Origin of the sequence: Mycolicibacterium pallens (assembly GCF_019456675.1) — a bacterium.
In the GTDB taxonomy this organism is placed as follows: Bacteria; Actinomycetota; Actinomycetes; order Mycobacteriales; family Mycobacteriaceae; genus Mycobacterium; species Mycobacterium crocinum.
On the sequence record NZ_CP080333.1, the window covers coordinates 4344606 to 4368933 of the forward strand.

Annotated in this window: 24 protein-coding genes and 1 pseudogene; 14 read left to right on the forward strand and 11 right to left on the reverse strand. The window is 65.5% G+C overall.

Features of this window, described 5'->3' with window-relative positions:
• The 7 genes from K0O64_RS21180 to K0O64_RS21210 are packed head-to-tail and all read left to right on the forward strand — an operon-like array spanning position 1 to position 7868.
• The gene (locus tag K0O64_RS21180; protein ID WP_083542562.1) at positions 1-1530 is read left to right on the forward strand and encodes a purine-cytosine permease family protein; all 1530 of its coding nucleotides are present in this window, start codon (positions 1-3) and stop codon (positions 1528-1530) included.
• The gene (locus K0O64_RS21185) at positions 1527-2909 is read left to right on the forward strand and encodes an NADH-ubiquinone oxidoreductase-F iron-sulfur binding region domain-containing protein (protein WP_071942649.1); all 1383 of its coding nucleotides are present in this window, start codon (positions 1527-1529) and stop codon (positions 2907-2909) included. Before K0O64_RS21180 ends, K0O64_RS21185 begins: the two co-directional genes overlap by 4 nt.
• On the forward strand, positions 2906-3157 hold the full coding sequence (locus tag K0O64_RS21190) for a ferredoxin (RefSeq protein WP_071942647.1): 252 nt from the start codon (positions 2906-2908) through the stop codon (positions 3155-3157). Before K0O64_RS21185 ends, K0O64_RS21190 begins: the two co-directional genes overlap by 4 nt.
• A 49-nt stretch (positions 3158-3206) precedes the next feature.
• On the forward strand, positions 3207-3527 hold the full coding sequence (locus K0O64_RS21195) for a CBU_0592 family membrane protein (protein ID WP_096312014.1): 321 nt from the start codon (positions 3207-3209) through the stop codon (positions 3525-3527).
• A complete protein-coding gene (locus tag K0O64_RS21200; protein WP_071942645.1) occupies positions 3524-4567 on the forward strand; it encodes an NAD(P)-dependent alcohol dehydrogenase in 1044 nt (347 codons plus the stop codon). Before K0O64_RS21195 ends, K0O64_RS21200 begins: the two co-directional genes overlap by 4 nt.
• A complete protein-coding gene (locus K0O64_RS21205) occupies positions 4557-7511 on the forward strand; it encodes an FAD-binding and (Fe-S)-binding domain-containing protein (protein ID WP_220045735.1) in 2955 nt (984 codons plus the stop codon). The genes K0O64_RS21200 and K0O64_RS21205 overlap by 11 nt, the downstream gene beginning before the upstream one ends.
• A 24-nt stretch (positions 7512-7535) precedes the next feature.
• Positions 7536-7868 (forward strand): putative quinol monooxygenase, encoded by a 333-nt coding sequence (locus K0O64_RS21210; protein ID WP_220045736.1) that lies wholly within the window; start codon positions 7536-7538, stop codon positions 7866-7868.
• 362 nt (positions 7869-8230) lie between these two features.
• On the opposite strand, the pseudogene K0O64_RS21215 reads toward K0O64_RS21210, so the two are convergent.
• A pseudogene (locus K0O64_RS21215) lies at positions 8231-9633 on the reverse strand (IS1380 family transposase).
• Between the two features lie 364 nt (positions 9634-9997).
• Positions 9998-10204, reverse strand: coding sequence for a hypothetical protein (locus tag K0O64_RS30390; protein WP_425574836.1), 207 nt, complete (start codon positions 10202-10204; stop codon positions 9998-10000).
• Between K0O64_RS30390 and K0O64_RS30395 the strand changes: the two genes are divergently transcribed.
• Positions 10203-10532, forward strand: coding sequence for a putative endonuclease domain-containing protein (locus K0O64_RS30395; RefSeq protein ID WP_425574837.1), 330 nt, complete (start codon positions 10203-10205; stop codon positions 10530-10532). The genes K0O64_RS30390 and K0O64_RS30395 overlap by 2 nt on opposite strands.
• A gap of 50 nt (positions 10533-10582) precedes the next feature.
• On the opposite strand, the gene K0O64_RS21225 is transcribed toward K0O64_RS30395, so the two are convergent.
• Positions 10583-12112, reverse strand: coding sequence for an AMP-binding protein (locus K0O64_RS21225; protein ID WP_071949669.1), 1530 nt, complete (start codon positions 12110-12112; stop codon positions 10583-10585).
• Positions 12113-12185: 73 nt separating this feature from the next.
• Between K0O64_RS21225 and K0O64_RS21230 the strand changes: the two genes are divergently transcribed.
• Positions 12186-12902, forward strand: a complete 717-nt coding sequence (locus K0O64_RS21230) for an enoyl-CoA hydratase/isomerase family protein (protein ID WP_071942641.1) — start codon at positions 12186-12188, stop codon at positions 12900-12902.
• A 9-nt stretch (positions 12903-12911) separates the two neighbouring features.
• On the opposite strand, the gene K0O64_RS21235 is transcribed toward K0O64_RS21230, so the two are convergent.
• From K0O64_RS21235 to K0O64_RS21260, 6 genes are read right to left on the reverse strand one after another with little or no spacing between them, the layout of a single operon-like run.
• A complete protein-coding gene (locus K0O64_RS21235) occupies positions 12912-14120 on the reverse strand; it encodes a hypothetical protein (RefSeq protein WP_071942639.1) in 1209 nt (402 codons plus the stop codon).
• Positions 14107-14940, reverse strand: coding sequence for a sugar phosphate isomerase/epimerase family protein (locus K0O64_RS21240; RefSeq protein WP_071942637.1), 834 nt, complete (start codon positions 14938-14940; stop codon positions 14107-14109). The genes K0O64_RS21235 and K0O64_RS21240 overlap by 14 nt, the downstream gene beginning before the upstream one ends.
• Before the next feature lie 7 nt (positions 14941-14947).
• Positions 14948-16117, reverse strand: a complete 1170-nt coding sequence (locus K0O64_RS21245; RefSeq protein ID WP_071942635.1) for a sulfotransferase family protein — start codon at positions 16115-16117, stop codon at positions 14948-14950.
• Positions 16114-17241: an LLM class flavin-dependent oxidoreductase gene (locus K0O64_RS21250; RefSeq protein ID WP_071942633.1), complete on the reverse strand. Its 1128-nt coding sequence runs from the start codon at positions 17239-17241 to the stop codon at positions 16114-16116. Before K0O64_RS21250 ends, K0O64_RS21245 begins: the two co-directional genes overlap by 4 nt.
• Complete coding sequence (locus K0O64_RS21255; protein WP_096312015.1) at positions 17241-18059, reverse strand: TauD/TfdA dioxygenase family protein; 819 nt, start codon at positions 18057-18059, stop codon at positions 17241-17243. The genes K0O64_RS21250 and K0O64_RS21255 overlap by 1 nt, the downstream gene beginning before the upstream one ends.
• 27 nt (positions 18060-18086) lie before the next feature.
• A complete protein-coding gene (locus K0O64_RS21260) occupies positions 18087-18731 on the reverse strand; it encodes a TetR/AcrR family transcriptional regulator (RefSeq protein WP_096312016.1) in 645 nt (214 codons plus the stop codon).
• 88 nt (positions 18732-18819) lie between these two features.
• Here K0O64_RS21260 and K0O64_RS21265 point away from each other — a divergent pair, with 88 nt between their 5' ends.
• Genes K0O64_RS21265 through K0O64_RS21280 form a run of 4 tightly spaced genes read left to right on the forward strand, consistent with a single transcriptional unit; the run spans position 18820 to position 22173 of the window.
• Positions 18820-19314, forward strand: coding sequence for a nuclear transport factor 2 family protein (locus tag K0O64_RS21265; RefSeq protein WP_225933507.1), 495 nt, complete (start codon positions 18820-18822; stop codon positions 19312-19314).
• Positions 19314-20429, forward strand: a complete 1116-nt coding sequence (locus K0O64_RS21270) for an NAD-dependent epimerase/dehydratase family protein (protein WP_096312018.1) — start codon at positions 19314-19316, stop codon at positions 20427-20429. Before K0O64_RS21265 ends, K0O64_RS21270 begins: the two co-directional genes overlap by 1 nt.
• On the forward strand, positions 20426-21211 hold the full coding sequence (locus K0O64_RS21275) for an SDR family NAD(P)-dependent oxidoreductase (protein ID WP_096312019.1): 786 nt from the start codon (positions 20426-20428) through the stop codon (positions 21209-21211). Before K0O64_RS21270 ends, K0O64_RS21275 begins: the two co-directional genes overlap by 4 nt.
• The gene (locus K0O64_RS21280) at positions 21208-22173 is read left to right on the forward strand and encodes a phosphotransferase family protein (RefSeq protein WP_096312020.1); all 966 of its coding nucleotides are present in this window, start codon (positions 21208-21210) and stop codon (positions 22171-22173) included. Before K0O64_RS21275 ends, K0O64_RS21280 begins: the two co-directional genes overlap by 4 nt.
• Before the next feature lie 384 nt (positions 22174-22557).
• Here K0O64_RS21280 and K0O64_RS21285 read toward each other — a convergent pair.
• Both K0O64_RS21285 and K0O64_RS21290 read right to left on the reverse strand, forming a co-directional pair.
• A protein-coding gene (locus K0O64_RS21285) for an IS3 family transposase (RefSeq protein WP_096311544.1) occupies positions 22558-23819 on the reverse strand; the annotation gives its coding sequence in 2 pieces (ribosomal slippage) (positions 22558-23531 and positions 23531-23819; 1263 coding nt in all).
• Positions 23776-24084: a transposase gene (locus tag K0O64_RS21290; RefSeq protein WP_071942619.1), complete on the reverse strand. Its 309-nt coding sequence runs from the start codon at positions 24082-24084 to the stop codon at positions 23776-23778. Before K0O64_RS21290 ends, K0O64_RS21285 begins: the two co-directional genes overlap by 44 nt.
• On the opposite strand from K0O64_RS21290, the gene K0O64_RS30400 reads away from it, so the two are divergent.
• A complete protein-coding gene (locus K0O64_RS30400; protein ID WP_425574840.1) occupies positions 23966-24271 on the forward strand; it encodes an integrase core domain-containing protein in 306 nt (101 codons plus the stop codon). The two genes, K0O64_RS21290 and K0O64_RS30400, sit on opposite strands and share 119 nt — an antisense overlap.
• Positions 24272-24328 lie beyond the last annotated feature (57 nt).

Below are 24328 nucleotides of genomic sequence, written 5' to 3' on the forward strand. Positions count from 1 at the left end.
ATGAGCATCGCTGCTGCTGAAGGTGGACCACGCCACGGTGTGGACGAGATTGGCCGTGTCGAGACCCGCGGTGTGGACTACATCCCTGCCGACGAGCGCAACTCAACCCCGCGCGAAATGGGTGTCGTGTTCTTCGGGGCGCAGATGTGCTTCGGCATCATCGTGCTGGGCAGCCTGCCGGTCGCATTCGGACTGAGCTGGTGGGCTTCGTTCTGGGCCATCACGATCGGCACCGCTGTCGGCACCGCTCTCTTCGGGCACGTGGCGCTCGTCGGGCCGCGCACCGGCACCAACAGTGCCGTCAGTAGCGGCGCCTTCTTCGGCGTCGTCGGGCGCATCGTCGGCTCGATCGTCGTCTTGTTCATCGCGATCGGCTTCTACGCCCTTGCGGTATGGACGGGAGGCCAAGCCATCGTCGCCGGCGGGCATCGGCTGTTCAACCTGCCCGAAGGAAATCTCGAGCTGGCGATTGCCTACGCAATCATCGGCGCCATCACCATCGTGGTCGCTCTTGTCGGTCACGCAACCGTCGTGGTCGCTCAGAAGTACCTCGCACCGCTGCTCGCCGTGCTCCTCCTGATCGGCATCGTGGTCAAACTCCCCGACTTCCACGCCGACTATGCGGGCGGCGAGTACCTGCTCGGGGGGTTCTGGCCCACGTGGCTGCTGTCCGCCGTGACTTCGGCGGGTCTAGCCCTGTCGTACGGACCTTTCGCCAACGACTACGCCCGCTACATCCCCGTCTCCGCTGCACGGCGTGCCGCCTGGATGTCTAGCGCCGGCCTCTTCATCGGCTGCTGGTTCGGGCTCATCGCCGCCGCTTACTTCACCACGATGTTCGCCGATCCCACGTCCGACTTCATCTACAAGCTCGTCGCCGGGCTGCCGACCTGGTTCGCCATACCGCTGGTCATCGTCGGTCTGCTCGGCGGGTGCGGCCAGGGCGCGATCGCGCTCTACGGGTCTGGCCTGGACACGTCGTCGCTGATCGTCAGACTCAAGCGGGTCAACGCCACCCTCGCGATCAGCGTCGTCAGCCTCGCGCTCGTCTACCTGGGATCACTGGTGTGGAACGCGATAGACCTCGTGGCGGCATTCATCACATTGCTCGACGTCGTGACCGCGCCGTGGCTGGTCATCATCATCATGGGCCATTTCGCTTCGCGGGGCCGTTACGTACCCGAGGACCTCCAGGTCTTCAATGTTCGTAAGACAGGCGGCGCGTATTGGTTCCACAACGGGTGGAACATCTACGCCATCACTGCCTGGATTCCGCCGGTCATCATCGGGATGCTGCTGGCCAACACTCCGCCTGTGCTGACAGGGCCGTGGGCCAACATCGCCGGCGGCGTCGACTTGAGCTTCATCGTGTCCTCGGCGTTGGCCTTTGTGATGTACGGCAGCTTCCTAGTCTTCCGCCGCGACCAAACCCTGGGTCTGAGCACCGCGACGGGCGATGCTGCACAGCTCGCCCACCACACGGAAGCAACACCGGCGCCTGCCCTGCGAACGGAGGTGGAGACCTCATGACCTCACCGACATTGCCCGCCCGAATTCTCGACCCGGCCAATATCCGCCGCTGGACCGATTCCCCCGGTCTGATGGGGCACCTGGCCGCCCAACCGCACGACTACGCGGGTTACGTCGACCGCGGAGGCTACCGCAGTGCGGGAACCGGCGCTGGGAGGAACGCCGACGCTCTGGAGGCAGTGACCGGTTCGCCTGGTCTGGACAAACTGCGCGGGCGCGGCGGCGCAGCGTTCCCGACGACGTCTAAACTGCGCGCCGTCGCGGCCGCGTCGGCGGCGGCTGGCAAGCCGGCGAAAGTCATCGCCAATGGAGCCGAAGGCGAACCCCTCAGCTTTAAGGACCGCTACCTGATGCGGTTCCGCCCGCACCTGGTGCTGGACGGACTGGTGCTTAGCGCTCGTGCCGTCGGGGCGGACGTCGCCTACGTCTACGCCGCCGACGCCGTCTCGCGGTACACGATGGGCACCGCGCTGGCGCGCCTCACCGCCGAGCACGACATTGGTGTCGACATTCGCGTCGTCGAAGCCCAAGACACCTATGTCGCGGGCGAAGAGTCGGCAGCAGTGCGTTCAATCAACACTGGTGTTGCCCGACCGACCGACAAGCCGCCGCGCCCGTTCCAGGTCGGTGTCGACGACTCACCCACACTCGTGCTGAACGTCGAGACGCTCGCCTGGCTTGCCCACGCGAACACCGCGCAGGACCCCGCACCGTCACCCGGATTCCTTGCGACGATTTCCGGTCCGGACATCGAGCCTCGGCTCTACGAACTGCCCGACGCCCTACCGGTCGGCGATCTGGTCTTCGAGATCACCGGAGAACGCACCTCTCGCTACAACATCCTCATGGGTGGCTTCTTCGGCGGCATCCTGCCCGGATGGCCCAGTCTTCCGTTGAGTTTCGAAGCCATCCTGCGGCAGGGCAGCTCCCGCGGATGCGGAGCGCTGTACCTGATGCCACCAGACACCTGCCCCATCCGCGTCGCCGCCGACGTCGCCGCCTTCTACGACGACTCCAACGCGCGCCAATGCCGCAGCTGCATGTCTTCGACCGAGACGGTGGCTTCAGTACTTGCTTCCCTGGGACACCGACAGCCCGGCAAGCAGTACGACCAAAAGCTGGCTCGGTGGAGCACGCAATTGCGTGGACGCGGGGCATGCGCCGTCCCGGATGGCGTCGCCCTCCTGTTGCGCTCCATCCTGCGCTACTACTCCCACGACTTCTCACGCCACCTGCAGGCCGGCTGCGAGCAATGCGCGGCCGCCCCGCAGACCAACCGCTGGGACTACATGACGATCGGCATGGATTGGAACGCTCAGCCAGCCGGTTCCAACAACGCCGCCCAACCGGTGGCCTCCACCGTAGGGAGCAGCACATGAGAGCACGCATCGACCCCACCCGCTGCCAGGGTTACGGCATCTGCGTCGAGGTCGCGCCGAAGCACTTCACCTACGACGACTGGGGATTCGTCCAAGCAGTGCAGATTGACGCCGACGGCGAGCACCACGCCGCCGTCCAACACGCACTCGAGCAGTGCCCGATCCATGCGATCCGCTGGATCGACAGTCCCCCCACCGCCCAAGCCAAAGACCCGAGCACTGGAAACCCAGTGCGCCCAGTGGGCTAGAGCGCTCACAACGGCTCGATACGTCCGCCATTAACGACGGGACCACTCCGTGACTCAAACCATCCAGGTCGCAGGTTCGCTGTGCGTCCTGCTCCCATTCATGCTCGTGCAATTCAAGAAGATGCGGCCCACCAGCGTCAGCTACCTCACATTCAACGCCGTCGGGTCGACCGTCCTGGCCGTCCTGGCGGCGCTGTCGAGCCAATGGGGCTTCCTCTTGCTCGAGAGCGTGTGGGCGATTGTGTCATGGCATTCCCTTGGCAAGTACGCCCTGGCCAGAATCAGTCGCCGGCGTTTCCAGTCCGCTTCTCCTTCTCCATCCCCCACCGCGTCATCCTGTGACGCCATTCCCGAACGAGGTGCCCGATGAAAGCAGTCCGCGTCCACGCCTACGGCCAGCAGCCGTCCATCGACGACGTCGAAGAACCGACAATTAATGGCCCACTCGACGTACTCGTCGAAATCGGTGCCGCCGGACTGTGCCGCACCGACCTGCACGTCGTCGAAGGGCAGTGGGCAGCGATCCAAGATCCGACGCTGCCCTACACTCTCGGCCACGAGAACGCCGGATGGGTGCGCGAGGTCGGCAGCGCGGTCACCAACGTCGCCCCCGGCGACGCCGTCATCCTGCACCCGCTGGTGACCTGCGGACTGTGCGGCGCCTGCCGCATCGGGCAGGACTCGCACTGCGACAACGCCTCGTTTCCCGGGCTCAACGTCAATGGCGGCATGGCAGACCTGCTGCTGACGAACGCCCGAGCAGTGGTCAAGCTGCAACCCAACCTGCAGCCGGCCGACGTGGCAGCCCTTGCGGACGCAGGTCTGACCGCTTACCACGCCGTGCGCAAGTCACTCGACCTGTTGACACCCGGCACGCACGCCGTCGTGATCGGCGCTGGCGGCCTCGGCCACATCGGCGTCCAGGTGCTCGCCGCGCTCACGTCCGCCACGATCACCGTTATCGACCGCTCGTCCGAAGCCCGAGAGCTCGCGGGCTCCATCGGCGCCGACCACACCCTTGACGCCAATCAGACCGATGACCAAATCTTGACCCAGGTCCGCGACATCACCGACGGCGGAGCCCACGTCACCTTCGACTTCGTCGGCGAACACGGCACCCCGACCACCGGCGTCGCAATGCTGCGCAACCGCGGCAGCTACTACACCATCGGCTACGGAGGCGAAGTCAAAATACCGACCATCGAATTGATTTCCCGCGAGATCAATGTCGTTGGCAACCTTGTCGGCACCTACCACGACCTCGTCGAACTGATGACGCTCACCGCCCAGGGCAGGGTCACACTGCACACCCGCACCTATCCGCTCGACGCCGCGCTCGACGCGTTCCACGACCTGGAATCAGGCACACTCGTCGGACGCGGGATTCTCGTCCCCAAAAATGCGTCCTGACGGCGACCCCGCACCGTCGGCATCGCTCACCGACGGACCGGGGACCCGTGCACCATCGGTGCCGCTGGATCGAGCGCGCTCGCTGTCAGCCCCCTCGGCAACCCGCGCGCAGGGAAACCCAGGACTGCTGGCGGATTTGGAACGAATCGCGCCCGGAGGTGTCAGCGACCGCGCCTCGGCCCGGCTCAGGCACGCCCACGACGCGTCGCACTACCTGCTGGTCCCGCAGGCAGTCGTCACGCCGCAACGCGCGGAGGACATCGCCGGGATCGTCCGCGTCGCCGCGCACCACGGCGTCAGTGTCGCCTTCAGGTCGGGAGGTACCAGCCTGTCTGGTCAGGCGGGCACCGATGGTCTGCTGCTGGACACACGTCGGCATTTCCGCAGCATCGAAGTTCTCGACGATGGGGCTCGTGTGCGGGTGCAACCCGGGGCTACCGTTCGCCAGGTCAACAACAGGCTGCGACCCTACCGCCGCAAGCTCGGTCCCGACCCAGCGAGTGAAAGCGCTTGCACCGTCGGCGGTGTCATCGCCAACAATTCCAGCGGCATGCTTTGCGGTACGCGCGCGAACACCTACCAGACGATCGAGTCAGCGATTCTCGTGCTGACCAGTGGCACTGTCGTCAATACAGCCGACCGTGACGCCGACGATCAATTGCGACACCGAGAACCAGACATCTACCGCGGTCTGACCGAATTGCGCGACCGCGTGCGCAACAACGAACGATCGCGGCGCATCATCGAGAAACTCTTCGCGCTGAAGAACACGATGGGCTACGGAGTCAACGCCTTCGTGGACTTCGACTCTCCTGTTGACCTGCTGCTGCATCTCGCCGTCGGCAGCGAGGGCACGCTGGTCTTTGTCGCCGAAGCGGTCTTCCGCACGGTGCCCGACCCTAAGTTCGCTGCCACCAGTCTGTTGCTGTTCCCGGACCTGGACGCCGCAACGGGTGTCCTGCCGACATTGGTCGACAGCGGTTTGGATGTCATCGAACTTCTCGACTCGACCAGCTTACGCGTGGCGCAAGCCAATCCTGCCTCGACAGCCGACCTACGGGAGCTGGAAGTGAGCTCGCACGCGGCGTTGCTTGTCGAACACCATGACTCAGACGAGCTGCGCCTCGTCGAACGTGTTGCCGGTACACAGTCGGCGATCGTCGCCTCTGACGTACTCGACACACCCAGCTTTACCCGCGACGCAGCGACGCGCGGCTCGCTGTGGGGCATTCGCAAAGGCCTCTACGCCACGGTCGCCAGCGCTAGGCCCGCCGGCGCGTCACCGCTGCTGGAAGACATCGCGGTGCCAGTGGCACAACTGCTTCCCACGTGCACCGCACTGACGGCCCTGTTCGCGCAACATAATTATCGCGACAACGTCATTTTCGGCCATGCCAAAGACGGCAACATCCACTTCGTCGTCAACGAGGACTTCTCCTCAGCCGCCGGCTTGGATCGCTATCTGAATTTCACCGAGGACATGGTCGAGCTCGTCCTTGCCCACGGCGGAACCCTGAAGGCCGAACACGGAACCGGCCGGCTGATGGCGCCCTATGTCGCACGGCAGTACGGGGACGAGCTGTGGCAGGTCATGCGGGATCTCAAAAACCTCATGGACCCGAAGAATGTGCTCAACCCCGGGGTGCTCATCACCGACGATCCACGCGCACACGTCCGTCACCTCAAGACGACCCCGCCAGTTGAGGAGGAAGTCGACAAGTGCGTGGACTGTGGCTACTGCGAGCCGGTGTGCCCGAGCAAGGACTTGACCACCACGCCGCGTCAACGCATCGCGCTCCGCCGTGAAATAAGAAGAGCACACCAACTCGGCAACGACGCGCTGGCCGCGGAACTGGAACACGACTACGAGTACGACGCTACCCAGACGTGCGCGGTCGACAGCCTGTGCCAGCTCGCCTGCCCCGTCGACATCGACACGGGCGCGCTTACCCGCCGACTTCGCAGCCGACAACACACCAGCGTCTCGCGAGCAGCGTGGTCGACCCTCGCGAAACACTGGGATGTCGCGACCCGCGCAGCCGGACACGCGCTCACCGCCGCTAAGGCCCTTCCGAATGCAGCGCCCGTCATTCTCAGTACAGCCGGCCGCGCACTCATCGGAACAGACGCTGTGCCGCGATGGTCAGTTGACCTGCCGCGTGGTGGGACTCGACGCCAACCCAAATCGGCCAGCGACCCCGTAGCCGTCTACTTCCCAGCCTGCCTATCGACAATGTTCGGGGCCGCCGAATGCAGCACCGGAGTACATGACGCGTTCCTCGCCTTATGCGAACGAGCCGGCATCGCCGTCACGATTCCCGGCGAGATCGCATCCCTGTGCTGTGCGACACCCTGGAAGTCGAAGGGCTTCGACCGCGGCCAGCAGCACATGCACACCAAAGTCGCTTCGGCGCTGCAGGCCGCAACCAAAGCCGGAGCTCTCCCTGTCGTCGTCGACGCCGCGTCGTGTACCGAGGGGTTGCAGACATTGCTGAACGACGACGGCCTGACCGTCATCGACGCCACCACCTTCGTAGAGCAAACGGTCTTAGCGCACCTGCCGACCCCGGTCCGAGTCGACTCGCTGGCAGTGCACCGCACCTGCTCCACGGCGCGGCTGGGCATCGACCCGACGATCCGGCGGCTCGCCTCTGTCATCGCGGACGAAGTCATCGATCCCACGGAGTGGGCGTGCTGCGGATTCGCTGGCGACCGCGGCCTGCTGCATCCCGAGCTCACCGCCGCCGCCACCGCAGCCGAAGCTGAAGAGATTGGACGACACGCTCCTCGCGCATACGCCTCGGTCAACCGGACGTGCGAGATCGCCATGACCCGAGCAACCGGAGCGCCGTACGTGCACATCCTCGAACTACTCGAACACGCCACCCGGCAGACGACCAGTGCTCCGACCCTGATCGAAGACGACCACCCACCTCATAACTGACCCTCCAACGACGAAGGACACGACATGATCTTGATCAACGTCAAATTCCCAGTGCGCGCCGACCAAGCTGACCGCTGGCAGGAGTTGGCGAACAAATATGCCGCGCAGGTGCATGCAGAAGAGGGAAATTTGTTCTTCGAATGGTCGCGCAGTGTCGCTGAGCCAGACACATGGGTATGCATCGAGGGGTTTCGTGACTCCGAAGCCGGAACGGCGCACGTCGCCACGACCGCCTTTTCTGACTTCGTAGACCAGGCCAGTGATCTGGTAGCCGCGCAACCGGAGATCATTTACGTCGATGCGCCGGAAGTCGCCGGCTTTGGTCCTATGGGCGAAATCCAGCCGCGACATCACTGAGTGTTCGCCGCTACGTCGACGCCACTCCCATTCTCTGGCCTGTCAGCGGTAAAGGCAACGTCGTGTGGCAGCGCAGGCCGATTGGTGGTCGCATGACGATCATGCTCCATGACCGAGAAGCCAGATCTTAGAATGGTTGTCGCAGTTGGCGTTCCGCGAGTCTAGCAACAGTGATCCGCCGGTGAAGGAGGAGCTTCGCGTCGTGCTTCTGGGCTATTTCGCTAAGCCTCGATCCGTGGACTTGAGTGATTGATGTGTCTGCTGGGGCTGGTTGTCGTTTCGTGGGGCTGTGAGCGTGAGGTAACCGCTGGTCTGCCCAGCTTTTCCTGTGCGCTCCGGTTGGGGCCTGTTCGGCCGGGTGGTCAGGCTGTTGCCGGTAGAGGTGGGTCGTAGCCGATGATGTTGTGCCACAGCGCAAGCCAGTGAGCCGCCCAGGGCCAGTGGCTTGGTAGGTGCAGCATCGGTCGGCGTTGGGGTCGGACCAGCCGTGCCGGGACGGTGATGATTTTGCGGCGCAGGGTGGCTCCCCGGGCGACTGCGTGGGCTCCACCGGCCAGGACGCCGGCGGCGCGCAGCAAGTTGTGTGCGATCGCCGCGCACAGGACCCAGGCCGAGTTCGCTCCGAAACGTCCTGAGGGCATATGCGCCAGGGGTCCGTCGATCAGATCGGCGAACACGGTTTCGATGATGGCGTGTCGGCGGTGGGTGATGTCGGCGGCGTCGACGGGTTCGTCGGTGTCGGTGAAGAACGGGTGATACCGCCACACCGGGAAGAGGGCGTCGAGGTAGCGGGCGTCTTTGACCCGGCGCACGATCAACCGCGCGGTGATGGGGTGGTCGGTGGAGGTGAAGGCGGTGTAGGTGTTTCAGCGACTTCGGCATCGGAGAGCCAGGCACCGGTGTCGGGATCGCGGACCGCGCCGGGGTATTCCACCGGAGTCCAGGCGCTCTCGTCGATGGACTCAATGGCTGCGGTGACGGTGCGGGTTTTGGTCAGCACCAGCGAGAACTGGGCACCGGCGCGGCGGCACGCTGCGGCCACGGTGCTGTTGCCGTAGGCCGAATCGCCGCGCCCCAGGATCTGTCCGGTGACACCGGCGGCGCGGGCGGTGGCGATGGCATGGGCGATCATCCGGGCCGCGCCCTTGCCGGAGTTGGCTTTCCCGGCCCGCAACCGTGCGCCGGTGATCACCGGCGCACTCGTGGTGGTGCTGATGGTGGTGATCAATGGGGACAGGCCCTTGCGCAGGATCTGGCGGCCCGCGATTTTGGTGTGTCCGTAGGAGGCGCCTTGTTTGGTGTGGCCGTAGACCGGACGCAGCAGAGAGTCGATGTCGAGGAATGCCCGCTCGTTGGAGCCGGGCAGCAGATCGACCCGTGCGCAGAGTCCGGTCAGGTGCTCGCGCAGCACCGATTCGAGTTGGCGGGCGTGTCCGAAGGTGAACTCGCGCAACAGGGTTCCGATGGTCGAGGGTGCGTACACGCCGTCGAACAGTGTCGGCATCCCACCGGCCCGCACCAGGTCGAGATCGTCGATGCAGTCGGCGCCGGCGCACATGCCCGCGATCAGGGTGCTCAGCTTCGGGGCGGGGTTGGCCGCCCCCGATGGGATCCTCGGCTCGGCGATGAACACCTTGTCAGTTAATAGCTGCGGGAGCCCAGTCTGGCCCGCCAGTGCCATGACCGGGACCAATCCGACACAGGACACGAGATGCTCATCGTCGAACACTGCCGATGACACGGCGAACCTATGGGACACTTGCACTGGAAGTGCCTTTCTGACCTGGACTGATTATTGCGTAGAGAACACCAATCTTCCCAGCTCAAGGGGCACTTTCCTCACTCCGACACCCTGTGACCAGCCAATTCATCGGTGGATCGAGGCTAAGTACGACTTGCGAGCTCATTATCAGCGGCTGCTTCCCGATGTGTACACGGTCAAGGGCCCACCATCGCTGCGCGACCGCACCGTCGCGGCCTGGTTGTGGTCCAAGCGGCAGGGCGTCATCACCGGTGCTGCCGCATCCGCGCTGCATGGAGCGAAATGGGTGGACGACGCCACCGTCGTCGAAGTGAACTGGCCCGCCCGCAAGGCACCGCCTGGGGTTCGGGTTCGTGAAGAGACTCTTTTAGATGCAGAACTCAGCTGCCGGAATGGCATTGCCGTCACGGGTGTCGCGCGAACTGCTTTCGACCTGGCGCGACGCGGTGCCGTCGGCCAGTCGGTCGCGCGTCTGGACGCCCTGGCCGCCGCGACCGGCTTCGCGCGCGACGATGTTCTCGAAGTCGCGGCGAATCACCCCCACGTCAAAGGACGTGCGGCGGGTAGAACGCATGCTGCAACTTGTCGACGCCGGCGCGCAGTCACCACGCGAGACGTGGTTACGACTGTTGTTGATGGACGCGGGCTTTCCGCGGCCGCAGACTCAAATACCGATCCTTCGACCGGACGGCTATTCACGCTACTTCTTGGACATGGGTTGGCCCGAGGTCATGGTCGCGGTCGAGTACGACGGAGAGCAGCACCGCCTGGAGCGAAGCATTTACGACGACGATCTGATCCGATCCGACTACATCGCTCACCTCGGGTGGCGTCGCATCAGGGTGATCGCCGGCCACCGAAAGCCGGACATTGTGCGGCGGGTGCACGAAGCGTGGCGTTGAGACCGCACACAGAGCGAGGATTTCGCAGAATTTCCGCTCTCAGTGCGGTGTCAACGCAAACTCTTGCGCACCAGATACTTCTGTACCTTGCCGCTGGCGGTGCGTGGGTAGTCCCCTGCCACCTCGTGCAATTCCTCGGGCCACTTCTGCCGCGCCGCCCCACATCTCTCGAAGTGCGCGCGAACCTCATCCAGCGTCGGCATCTGGTGGCCTTCCCTGACGCGCAGCACGGCGGCGGTGTGCTCACCGAGACGAGCGTCCGGCGCGGACACCACAACCGCCTCGGCCACGGCGGGCATGCTCAGCAGCAGTTCCTCCACTTCCAGCGCGCTGATGTTCTCGCCGCCGCGGATGATCACGTCGGCCTTGCGGTCGGTGATCGTCAGATAGCCGTCCTCGTCGAGAACGCCGATGTCGCCGGTGTGGTACCAGCCGTCGTCGTCGAAGGCCTTCTTCGTCAGCTCGTCATCGGTATAGCCCAGGCACAGATCCGGTCCGCGGGACAGGATTTCGCCCTCCTCGGTCAACCTCACCTCCACACCTGGTCGGGGGTCGCCGTCGGTGAGCAGTCGCTTGTCCTCCGGCGCGTCCGGGGTTGAGCCGGTGATCGACGGGTGCTCGGTGCTCCCATAGGACCGGAAGACGTGCACTCCCAGATCGGCCAGCCGTCGGGTCACCGCGTTCGGAACCGTCGAGCCGCCCAGCCCGACGTGCTTGATCCGGCTCATATGAGACTCGGTGAACTTTGGGTGGTCGAGCAGGCTGGTTACGAAATACGGTGGGCCGCCGCCGATCGACATGCCTTCGGACTCCATCAGTTCCAGCACCCGGCCTGGATCCCAGACGTCAGTGAGGTCGATGGGCGCACCCTCGAGCACCGGGATGAGGAACGCACCGACCATGCCGATGAAGTGGCCGACGGGAGTGGCGGTGATCTGGCGACCGCGGTCGGGCGCGTAGTTCGCCAGCAGCTGCCGGGTTTCGAACCCGAGGGTCTGGTGGCTGTGGATCACGCCCTTCGGGTCGCGGGTGGTGCCCGAGGTAAACGCGATCAGGGCCGGGCCGGCCGGGTCGGTGTGCAGTTCGCCGAGCATCGGCTCGTCGGCCAGCAGGTCGTCGAAGTTCTCTCCGACGAGACCGACGATCGGGACGTCGGCGCACAGGTCGGGCTGGAAGCTCATGTGGCCGAAGTGCTCGGTGGTGATGAACACCTTCGGCCGCGACGTGCCGATGATGTGGGTCAGTTCCTTGCGACCGTAGAAGTGCACGATCGGCACGACGACCGCACCCAGGAACGACGTCGTCCAGTACGTCACCGCGGCCTCGACCCAGTTCGGCAGCTGGAAGGCGATCACATCGCCCGGCCCGACGCCGCGGGCCTGCAGGCCGGCCGCCAGCCGGCGCGCCAGGATCTCCACGTCACGGAATGTCCCGCTGTACGGCCGCACCGCCGAGTGCACCCAGAACCCGGTGTCGGGGTTCGCCGCCAGGCCCCTGGCGAGGAGCTCACCGAGCGTATCCGGCGTCCACCAGCCCTCCTCGATGTAGCGTTTGCTCAGCTCAACCGGGATATTCCTCAACTGCAGCACCTCCGCTTGGCGATGCTATTCTCCGTCATCGAGAATGCCAATACCGGAATTGGAGAACGCAACCATGGTCGATCTGGAGTCGAGTGACGGACTGACGGTCCTCACGATCGACCGTCCGCATGCCCGCAACGCGATCGCGCTGTCGACCATGGGCGAGCTCGAAGAGGCGCTCGACGCGGCGGCTGGGGCGCAGGCGTTGGTGATCCGCGGCGGCGGCGACCGGGCGTTCGTCTCCGGTGGCGACCTCAAGGAGCTCAGCGCGCTGCGCACCACCGAGGAGGCCGCGGGCATGGCGGCGCGCATGCGGGCGATCTGCGACCGCATCGCCGCGTTCCCGGCCCCGGTGATCGCTGCGCTGAACGGGCACGCCCTCGGCGGCGGCGCCGAAGTGGCTGTCGCCGCCGACATCCGGATCGCCGCCGACGACATCAAAATCGGCTTCAACCAGGTGTCGCTGGAGATCATGCCGGCCTGGGGCGGCGCCGAGCGTCTGGCGGCGTTGGTCGGCAAGAGCAAGGCGCTGCTGCTCGCCGGTTCCGGCACGATCCTCACCGCCGGTGACGCCGAGCGGTGGGGCCTGATCGATCGGGTGGTTCCCCGGGCGTCGTTCGACGACGAATGGCGCACTCTGGCACGGTCGTTGGCCAACCGACCGGCCGGAAAGATCAAGAAGGTGATCGGCGGCGTCACACCGAACGAGGCGATCGACGCGTTCGCCGAACTGTGGGTGTCCGACGAACACTGGGAAGCCGCCGACCGGGTGATGAACCGCGCGAAGTAGCGTCCACATCTATAGCGGGAACCTGCCGCGCACTCCGTGGAACCGTTCCCCGAGCTGCGCGGTGCGCTCGGAAGCGTTGACGCGCTTGGTGTCCGGCGGCAGCACCTGGTCGAGTTCGCTCCTGGCGACCAGCCGGGTGGAGAGCACCGCAGGCTCGCCTTCGAGCATGTGGCGGTAGGTGAGGTTGCCGCGCTCGAAGCCCTGGGTGTCGACCCAGTTGTGCACACCCGGGTCGTCGTGGGCGAGAACGAGGCGCACCTTGCCGTCGGCGTCGACGGCCGCGCGGCTCGGTGTGTAGCTGACCGGGCGGTAGAGGTAGTCCATGCTGGTGAAGAACACGCCCATATTGGTGATCATCCACAACCCGTCGTGGGCGTCGAACTCGACGATGAGCGCGTCATCAGGACCGAGTTCCCAGTACATGTTCGCCGCCGTCCGGCCGCGCTTGGCGTCCGCCGCCGTGGCGTCCATCGCCGGAAAGCGATTCGGGTGTGCACTGTCGACACCGCCATAGGTGAACGGGAATTCGGGCCAGCTGCTCATCAGGCCGGTGACGAAGTCACCTGCCCATTCCATCGCCTCTATCATCGTGGCCGCCGTGGGTACTGGCTTGGGTGCGGCCATATCGATGCGCTCGATGCGCAGGTGGCCGGGCCGCTCATCCCACCGGTCGAAACCCTGGCGAATGAACAGCTTTCGCGAGGCGGGAGTGGTCGGCAGCCAGTTCGGCCCCCGCTCAGGCCCGCCGACGTACAGCTCGAAGGTACCGTCGGGTTCAATGTGCAGCTGGTGGCCGAACACATTGGCCTCCGGCACGTCGCCGAACGGTTCATGCAGCACATGCGGACCTACCGGGCGGGCACCCTGTACGGTGACGTTGAAAAAGCGTGCGGTGCCCCGGGTTCCGATGGTTCGGTAGATCGAGTCGCCGTCGATCCAGGCCTGCTGGTAGGTGAAATCGGCGCAGTCCCCGCCGAGCTTACGGGTGGGGTTGCAGAACGTATGGATGCTCGGATAGCTCGGATCGCGGGTTTCCAGCGCGAGATCGAACGCCTGGCCCAGGTTCTGGGTGAGAAACCGGAAGGCGTCAGCACGCTGGATGCCAGAGGTGGCATTGAGATCCTTGAACGCCTCTCGGCCCGCGTCCTTCAACCGATCACAGAACTCGCTCCACGCGACGTCGAGCGCCGCGTCATCCGGGCCGTCACCGAACGCCACTGGACTCCTCCTCGCCGCAGCCACCGAGCCGGTCGAGCATGCCGCGGACCACGTCGCACGCCCGCTGCGCGGCGGCCAGTCTGCCCTCCGCGTCGATCCGCGGTCCCAGCAGCTCCAGGTCGAACCCGAATCGGTAACCGCCACTCAACGCCTGCGCCACAAAGCTTTCGATCGGTATCGCGCCGTCGCCGGGCACCGCCCGGGCAGGCAGTCCGCGGTCGCCGAGCACGTAGTCACTGAGCTGGATCAGCCGCGTCCGCGGAAGCGCCTTGAGGAGCAGGCCGGTGAGGCCGGCCTCGGCCCAGCAGTGGAACAGGTCGATGCAGATGTCCAGACCGGCCGACTCCGCGAGAGTGATCGTGTCGCGCAGGCTGTGCGCCATGTGGATGTCGGCGTAGAGGGCCGACGCGTTCTCGATGGCCAGGCTGACGCCGGCTTGCTCGGCCTCGTGTAGGCACGGCTGGATCGCCGCGCCGAAGGCGTCGGCGGCCTGCTCCCAGCTGAGCTCGCCGCGACCGCCGGTCAGCATGTAGATGCAGCGGGCATCCACCGATGCGGCGACGTCGATCACCCGGAGCAGGGCGTCGCGGGCGGCGCCGACCGATCGTTCGTCGGTCGGCACCCGGCCGGACCCGAAAACGTGGCAGACGGCCTGCACCATATGGTGGCTGCCTTCGATGACCCGCCGGAAGTCCGGGTCGAGCAGTTGGGTGTCGATGACGCTGAGGCATCGCACCCCCAGCTCAGCCCAATTTCGCTGCAGTTCAGCCGGACTCGACCCCAGAAAGGTGACATCGTGGACGGAGAGCTGCTCGCGCATCGCGGGGTCAATCCCGCTTCTCGATGGGAACGCCGAAGCGCTCCCGGAACGCCGCGAATTCGGCGTGCAGGTCGTCGAGGTTCTCACCGATGTCGGTCAGCAGTGCGGTGGAGTAGCGGAACTTGCCGTAGCGGTCGCCGCGGTTCTCGGCCAGGTAGGTGCGCATCGCGGCTTCGGCCTCGCCTGTGAAATCCCGCCCGCAGAACGAGTAGTAGTTCCGCACCGTCGCGATCGGATCGGCAATGAAGTCGACGTACGGGATGTGCATGATCCGCGGATCGTCCACCAGTGGCGAGCTCATTGTGTTGGCGATGCTGGCCCGGGTCAGCTCCAGATGCATCTTCGCGGCGGCCTGCAGGTCCACCGGGCCGACGATGCCTTCCAGGATGTCGGCCATCATCATCGTGCGCGACGCCGCGACCTGCACCGGATCCCGGTGCAACCACAGCAGATTCGCATCGGGATAGGTGTCGAAGAGCGCCGCCAAACGGAAGCCGTGAAAGCCCTTGAGCACCCAGTACTTAGGCGGCCGGTTGTACTGGCACTGCTGCAGCATCGCCTTGTGGAGGCGGTATTGCGCCGCCGGATCAGTCGGCAACCCGCCGACGAGCGTCTGCATCGGTACCCGCCACCATGCGGTCGGCGTCATCACCCGGAAGTCGAAGGCCCAGGTACGTTCGTCTTCGGGAAGCCCGTCACCGAGCATGTCGTTGTAGGGATGACTGTGCAGCCATTTGGGCATCTTGGTGTTGATCTCGCGCCAGTCGGCGTCGGCCCTGTCCCGGCGCGGATCGTCATGGCCGGCAAGGCCCGGCGGCGGCGAGGGATACATCACCTCCCAGAAGCGCAATGCGCGCCCATGCGGATCGACCGACATCAGCGCATGCATGAGGGTGGTGCCCGAACGCGGCTCGCCTGTGACGAACATCGGCCGGTCGATCACCTCTTCGGCGATCGGATAGCGGGTGCGATCGGCGATCAGGTCCAGCCGCGACGTCAACAGCCAGTGACAGACGCGCTCTGCTTCGGCAATCCCGTTGGCGTCCATGCCGATACCGTTGAGGTGATCGACAGCCAGGGCGAACCGCTCCGGAAGGGTCGGATCACCGAAGTCGTCGCAACCTGTCTCGGCGCGAGCACGAGCCAGCAGGCCGGCGGCATCCAGTCCGGTAGTCATGACTGTCCTCCACACAACGTCAGCAATTCGTCTTCGGTCCGGCGCACGTTGGCCGCCGAGGCCGCGCTGAACTCCAGGCCGGCCATCGTGGCGTAGTCCAAGATCTTGGGAACCCGCAGTCCGGCATCGACATACGACTTGATGGTGTGTGCGACCTGTTTGGGCGTGCCGTGCGGAACGACGGCCAGGATCGCCTCGGGATCGACCCGGCCGAGGAACTCGAGGATGCGTTCCCGGGTGAGGGTGGCGGGATTGATGTCGTGGAACCCGCCCCAGTCCTCCCCCATCGGATGATCGAATCCGAAGCCGCGCAGCACGTCTGCCGACACCTGCAGCAGGAAGCTCGCCACCAGCGGTGCACGGACGATGCGCTCGAGGGCGGCGTCGTCTTCACCGATCAGGCAGATCTGCACGAAGCACGGGGTTATCGCCAGCGGGTCACGCCCGGCGCGTTCGGCCGACTGGCGCACCGCACCGAGCATCTGCGCGTAGTGGTCTGGTGTCCACGCGCCCGCCGGCCACCAGCCGTCGGCGTAGCGCCCGACGATCTCGAGCATGCGTGGGCCGCTGGCACCGATCCAGATCGGCGGGATCCGGCCCTCGTACGGTTCGGTATCCAGCCGAGCATGCTCGAGCCGGTAGAAGTGGCCGTCGAAGTCGACCGGACCCGGGCTATCCCACAGCAGCCGAATCACTTTCAGCGCTTCCTCGAAGCGGCTGACCGGCTTGGCGAAGTCGAAGCCGTACGGCACGATGTTCTCGGTCTCACCGCTGCCGAGGCCCAGGATGAACCGGCCGCGGGACAGGTGGTCGATGGTCAGGGCGCTCTGGGCCAGCATCGCGGGATGACGCCGAACCGTGTCCACCACGCTGGTGGCCAGGGACACGTTGGTGGTGAGCACGGCCGCGGCCGCGGCGACCGCCATCCCGTCGAGGTGACGGTGCGGCGACGGCGATACGGTGGCCAGATCGGTGAATTCCGGTGTCCACAGCGAATCCGGCCAGAAGCTCACCATGTGATCGGGCAGCCAGACCGAATGGTACCGACCACCGTCCAACTCGGTGAGAACCGACAAGTCCAGGGGAAGTGTCGTGCGCAGGAAGGCGGCAGGCTGGACGTCCATCAGGCGAACGGCTCCTCACCTTCCAGCTTGGTGCGGTGCAGCAATCTGCCGGATTGCGGGTCGTAAGGCGTTGCGCGGTGCATGGTTCCAGTGTTGTCCCAGATGACGAGATCGCCCACCGACCAGCTGTGCCGGTAGACGAACTCCGGCCGGGTGGCCCAATCCCGCAGCCGGACAAGCAGTTCGACGCTCTTGCGGAAGTCCATGTCCACCACATGGCGAGCCGTGCAACCCAACACCAGTGACCTGCGTCCGGAGCGGTGCTTCCACACCAGCGGCAGCTCGCGATCCCCGATCGCCATCATCGTCCGCAGAGTCGTGAAGCTGGGTTCGGGGTCGTAGTAGAACAGCGTGTTCCACGCCGAGTGCATCACCCGCAGCGATTCGAGTGCATGCTTGTCAGCATTGTCCAGCGCGTCGTAGGCCGCGTAGGTATTGGCGAATTCGGTGTCGCCGGAACCATCCGGGCAGACGACCTTGCTGGACAGCAACGAGGCACGGATCGGCATGTCGTTCATGGTGCCGTCGATGTGCCAGTACAGCGAGCCCTTCAGATAGTCGGCCAGCTCGTTGATGTTGGTGTCCAGGGTGACGGAGTAGACCTGCTCACCGGTGCGCTCGGGCGCGAATGTGCCCAACGTCTGGGTGAATTCGATCTGCTCGGAGTCGGTGAAGCCGATCTGCGGAAACACCAGCACGCCGCGGCGTTCGAGAAGGTCACGAAGAAGGTGAGCATGGGCGCCGCTGAGTAACTCCGCCTTGGTCGCCCGGACCTCGGAGGCGATAGTCGGCGTGATGTCGACGACCGACAACGTCATGGGCGGTAACTATACACACAAGTAAAGTTACCGCGGTAGCACTCCCCGCAGGAACAGATCGACCGCGTGCAGCAGACGGCGCCGTTCTTCGGCGCGGCTGCGGTACAGGCCGAAATCGGCCAGCCGGGCCGGCAGCACCTCGACCATGGCCAAGAAGTGCTCAGCGGCGAGCTCAATGTCGTCGACCTCGATGGCACCGGTCTCGGCATGGCGCCGAAGAAGGTCCATCACCTGTTGCTGACGGCCTGCCCAGCCGAGCGACTCGGCACTGAGGGCGAATTCGGGAAAGCGATGTGCTTCATTTCGCGCGATCCGATGCAGCTGCACGATATCCGGATTCAACGCATGGCGCAGGGCACCCTGGCCGATAGCCACCAAAGCGGCACTCAGATCGTCGTCCGTCACTGTCTCGTCGACGTCAACCTGGACGGCCCGGCTGAAGGCCCACGGAATCACGTCGAGAAACACCGCGCGCTTGTCCGGATAGCGGGCATACAAGGTGGGCTTGGTGATTCCGGCGGCCTCGGCGATCGCGACCATCGTGGTCGCGTCATAGCCGTTCTCCAGGAACGTCCGCACCGCCGCTTCCCGGAGCCGGTGGTGCAGCGCCGCCGCCTCGGCCTGCGTCGGCCGACCGCCCCGCCGCTGCGCCTGCGACGATGCTTTTGCCATTCGCGAGAGTTTACGTCGCGATCTATCACATCGGGTCTGACCGCGTGAGTCTGCCTCGGGCGCAGCGCCGGTTCGTTAGCCTATGCCGGTGACCGACGAGGCAGCGGATATCGAAGCGATCAAAAAGCTCAAGGCCCGGTATTGCCGCCTGCTCGACACCAAGGACTGGGCGGGCTGGCGGCAGATCTTCACCGACGACTTCGTCAGCGACACCACCCCGTCCGGCGGTGTGCTCATCACCGGCGCCGACAACATGGTCGACTTCATCAAGAAAACTCTCGGCAAACCATCGCAACCCACGGTGCATCAGGTCCACGCCCCGGAGATCGAGCTGACCTCGCCGACCACGGCGACCGGCATCTGGGCGCTCAACGACGTTGTGCGGCTTGCCCCCGGCGTCAACCTCGCCGGATACGGTCACTATCACGAGACCTATGAGAAGACCGACGGGCAGTGGCGGATCAAAACGTCGACGCTGACGAGGCTGCGCGAGGACGTCTTCAATCCCCTTTTCTCGATCCGGATTTCGCCACGTCTGCGGGATGCCGCGGCGGGGCTGGCACGAAAGCGAGGCATGGTCTGATGTCGAACGGCACAGTTCTGGTCACCGGAGCGTTCGGCCAAGTCGGCTGGCGCACCGCCGAAATCCTGCTGCACCGCGGGCACACCGTCGTCGGCACCGATCTGCCGACTGAGACGTCTCGGACGGTCGCGGCACGCCTGGCCGGCGCGGCCAACCCCGGAAAGTTCCTGCCGGTCTACGCCGACCTGACCGATGCCGACGCGGTGAGCCGCATGATCAGCGATCACCAGCCGACCGCGATCGTGCATCTGGCCGCCATGCTATCGCCGGCGTCCTACCGAAATCCGAAGGTGGCCCGCCGCGTCAACGTCGGCGGCACCACCAACCTGGTGCAGGCCGCTGCCGCGCTGCCGTCACCGCCGATGATCGTGTATGCCTCCAGTGCGTCGGTCTACGGCTCACGCAACCCCTACCGCTATCCCGAATTGATCACTCCCGAAACACCGGTGAATCCGATCGACCAGTACGGCGAGGACAAGGTGCTCGCCGAGAAGGTCATCACCGACAGCGGGCTGCCGTACGCGATGCTGCGCCTGGCCGGCGTCATCTCCCCGGACGCCGCCGGCTCCATGAACGGCGACTACCTCGTCCTCATGCGGGCGACCCCGGGCGACAACCGGTTGCACACCGTGGATGCCCGCGATGTCGCGTTGGCATTCGCCAACGCCGTCGACCGCGCCAAGGCCGTCACCGGCAAGGTGCTGCTGATCGGCGGCGACGAAACCCACCTGCACACCCACCGCGACGTCGAGGACGACATGATGGCCGCGATGGGGCTGGGCCGGTTGGGTGAAGGCGCGAGCCTGCCCGGCGATCCCGACGACGACCGGGGCTGGAGCTTCACAGGTTGGTATGACACGACGGAATCCCAAGCGCTGCTCGACTTTCAGGAGCACCCCTGGTCAGAGACCGTGGCCTGGGTGGCCGGGTCACAGAGTGGTGTGCTGAAGACAGCACTCGGGGTCGCCGGACCACTGATCAGGCCGGTGATGCGGCTGGCGCTGGCCGCGCAGCGCCGCCAGGAAGGCCGAGGGCGGTACGCGGACCCGTGGAACTTCATCGCGAGCAAGTACGGACCGGAGATCTTGGCCGGCGCGGAAAAGGAGCCGACGTGACCGGACGGTGCGCGGGCAAGGTGGCGCTGGTGACCGGCAGCAGCCGCGGCCTCGGTAAGGCGATCGCGCAGCGACTGGCCGCAGAGGGTGCCACGGTGGTGTTGACCGCGCGTACCGCGGAGCCCGATCCGAAATACGACGGCTCGCTGATGCAGACAAAGGCGGAGATCGAAAGCGCTGGCGGCAAAGCCGTCACAATTGCGGCGGACCTGTCCGACTCCGCGGACCGCGAACGGCTGTTCGCCGAGGCGATTTCGCATGTCGGCTCCCCCGACATCGTCGTCAACAACGCGGCGGTGACTTTCCTGCGTCCGCTGGACGGCTTTCCGGAGCGGCGGATGCGGCTGATGCTCGAGATGCATGTGGTCGCACCGCTGCATCTGACGCAGCTCGCCATCCCCGCCATGCGTGAACGCGGCCGCGGATGGGTGCTCAACCTCACCTCGGTCGGCGGTGACCTGCCGGCCGGGCCGCCGTTCTCGGAGTTCGACCGCACCGCCGGGTTCGGGATCTACGGCACGGTCAAGGCCGCGATGAATCGGATGACGAAAAGCCTTGCCGCCGAACTGTATGACGACCGTATCGCGGTCAATGCGGCAGCACCGACCAATCCGGTGGCCACGCCGGGCGCAGGCACCCTGGACCTGGCCAAGACCGACACCGAGGACATCGAACTCATCACGCGGACCGCCTTGGAACTGTGCACAGGTGACCCGTCGACCTTGACCGGCCGCATCGCGCACACCCAGACCTTCCTGCGCGAGATCGGTGTGCTGAGCTGACCGCCAAGCTCCTCGACGAGCTGCAGACTCGCCTTGCACCGAAGGGCATTTCGGGGCTGCGGCCATTGGCCGGCGGGGCGTCGAGCCTGACGTTCGCCGGCGAGCTCGCCGGACGTCGCATCGTGGTGAAGGTCGCACCGCCGGGACACGCCCCCATCGCCCATCGCGACGTGCTCCGCCAGGCGAAAATCATTCGCGCCCTGGGGCCCACCGAGGTTCCGGTGCCGGGGATCCTGTTCGACGACGCCGGCGAACCACCGGAGATACCGCCGTTGTTCGCAATGTCGTTCTCTGACGGGATATCGGTCGAGCCGCTGTTCGACTCCGGTCAGGCCGGCCCCGAGGCCGTGGTGGCCGAGCGCTTTCGGCAGGCCGCCCGGATCCTGGCGGCAGTGCACCGGCTCTCCCCCGCCGAGCTCGGCCTCGCTGACGAGCCCGTCGTCGCTCCCGTAGCTGAAGTCGACAAATGGTGTCGCACATTGCAAACGGTGGATCTCGCGCTGGCACCCGGATGGCCGGACGTCGCGGACGCGCTGCGCGCCACCACCCCGCCCGCGATCGCACCGGCGGTCGTGCACGGCGACTTCCGGTTGGGCAACCTACTGGCCGACGAACTGGGTGTCACGGCCGTGATCGACTGGGAAATCTGGTCGGTCGGCGACCCGCGGGTCGATGTCGGCTGGTTTCTGATCAACTCCGACCCGGACACCTACCGCCGGATCACCCCCTACCGCGGTACGACGCCGCCGGTGGATGAACTGGCCGCCGCGTATCGGGAAGCGTTGGGCAGCAGCACACCTCACCTGGAGTGGTTTCAGGCGCTGGCCTGCTTCAAATCCACCGCCACCTGGTCATTGATCGTCAAGCACAACCGGCGCCGGGCGACGCCCGATCCCGAATTGGAGGCAATGGCGGCAAGCCTGCCGAGCCTACTGATCAAAGCCGCGGAGCACCTCAACTAGCGCCCGAGTTGTGTTGGGGCTCAGTTGTTATCCCCAGATGCGACTTTGTCCACAGCTGCTTTTCGGGGACCTCTCCTGTTGCCTCATGTCAAGATGCGCGCGTAGTGCTGTTGGTTGCCTCACGCGAGAGTGCGCGCTTGGGAAGTTGCGCTTTGGCTGCTGGTCCAGCTTTGCTGGTGGCAATGGTGAGTAGTTGGCCGGCCAAGGCTTGTATTCGGCGGCGGGTGGCGGCGGGGTTGATCTGTGCGTGGGTTCGGGCTAGGGCTGCGATCTGGTCTTCGTTGATCGTCGGGTGATCGATCGCACGGTGGAAAGGGGTGGCTGCTGTGTCGTATTTCTTCGTGAACCGCCCCGGGGAGTCCGGAGATTTTCTGATTTGAGGACTCAGCCGGCGGCTGGCCTCGCTTGTTGAGCGTAGTAGGCAGCCTCAATCTCGGCTGGCGGGACGTCGCCGCAGTACTCGTAGAGCCGGCGGTGGTTGAACCAGTCGACCCAGCGCGCGGTCGCCAACTCGACGTCCTCGACGGTGCGCCAGGGCTTGCCCAGTTTGATCACCTCGGTCTTGTACAGCCCATTGATGGTCTCGGCGAGCGCGTTGTCATACGAGCTGCCGACCGCACCGACCGACGGTTGGATACCGGCTTCGGCGAGACGTTCCGTGAATCGGATCGACGTATACTGCGAGCCTCTATCCGTATGGTGGACAACATCTTTCAAATCGAGGACACCGTCTTGCTGACGCGTCCAGATGGCCTGCTCGATCGAGTCGAGCACCATCGTGGTCGCCATCGTCGACGCCACCCGCCAGCCCAGGATCCGCCGAGCGTAGGCATCGGTGACAAACGCGACGTAGGCGAACCCCGACCAGGTCGACACATAGGTCAGATCGGCCACCCAGAGCCGATTCGGTGCGACCGGACCGAAGCGCCGACCGACCAGATCGGCCGGACGCACTGCGGCCGGATCAGCGATCGTGGTCGGTTTGGCCTTACCACGTACCGCACCGGACAGGCCGAGTTCAGCCATCAGCCGCTCCACCGTGCAGCGGGCAACCCCGATGCCCTCGCGATTCAGTGCTAGCCACACCTTGCGCGCCCCGTACACGCGATAGTTCGCGGCGTGAACACGATTGACGTGGGCTTTGAGCTCCTCGTCGCGAATCTCGCGACGACTGGGCTCACGCTCGAGATGCTCGTAGTACGTCGACGGGGCGATCTGCACACCGAGCCGGACGAGCTCATCACAGATCGACTGGACACCCCACCGCAGACCATCAGGGCCCTCCCGGCGGCCCTGATGCTCAGCGATGAATCGACAGACTAGTGGTGTGGCCGGTCCAGCTCGGCCGCGAAGAAAGCCGACGCCGTCTTCAAGATCGCGTTGGCCCGCTTGAGCTCGGCGTTCTCCCGGCGCAGCTTCTTAAGCTCGGCGGACTCCTCGGTCGTAGTTCCCGCCCGGGCGCCGGCATCGACCTGGGCCTGGCGCACCCACTTGCGCACCGTCTCAGCCGTACCGATCCCTAGTAGCCGGGCGACTTCGCCCATCGCCGCCCACTCCGACTCGTGCTGATCGCTGATCTCAGCGACCATGCGCACCGCCCGCTCACGAAGCTCCGGCGGATACCGCCTCGACGAACCACCTGACATGACCCCATCCTTCCCAACAAATGGAGTCTCCGGACATGCCGGGGCGGTTCACGCTGCGCAGGCGCTTGAGCTCGTCGAGGTCGTCGCGGGTCAGCTCACCGCGGCCTTCACGGGCTTCCCGCGCCCGCGCGACCCAGTTGCCCAGCGTGCCCTCGTGTACCCCCAGATCACGCGCGACCGCCGCGATCGGCTTGCCCGTCTCCTCGACGATCCGGACAGCACCCTCACGGAACTCCCGGTCGTACTTCTTCCGTTTCTCTGGCATCTCGATCCCTATTGTTGATGCCTCCACGGTCTCGGGGGAAGTTCAGACCGCCGAATGGGTGGCCTGGTACAACAAGGAACGCCTGCACGAAGCCCTCGGCTATGTTCCACCAGCCGAGTACGAGGCCGCCCTCACCGGCACCTCACACCCCGCGAGCCAGCCAATCCCGGCCCTCGCACCCACCTAGGAACAAAACCTGGGGTACTTCACATCGAGAATCCGACCCTTAGCGCTCTTACTCGCC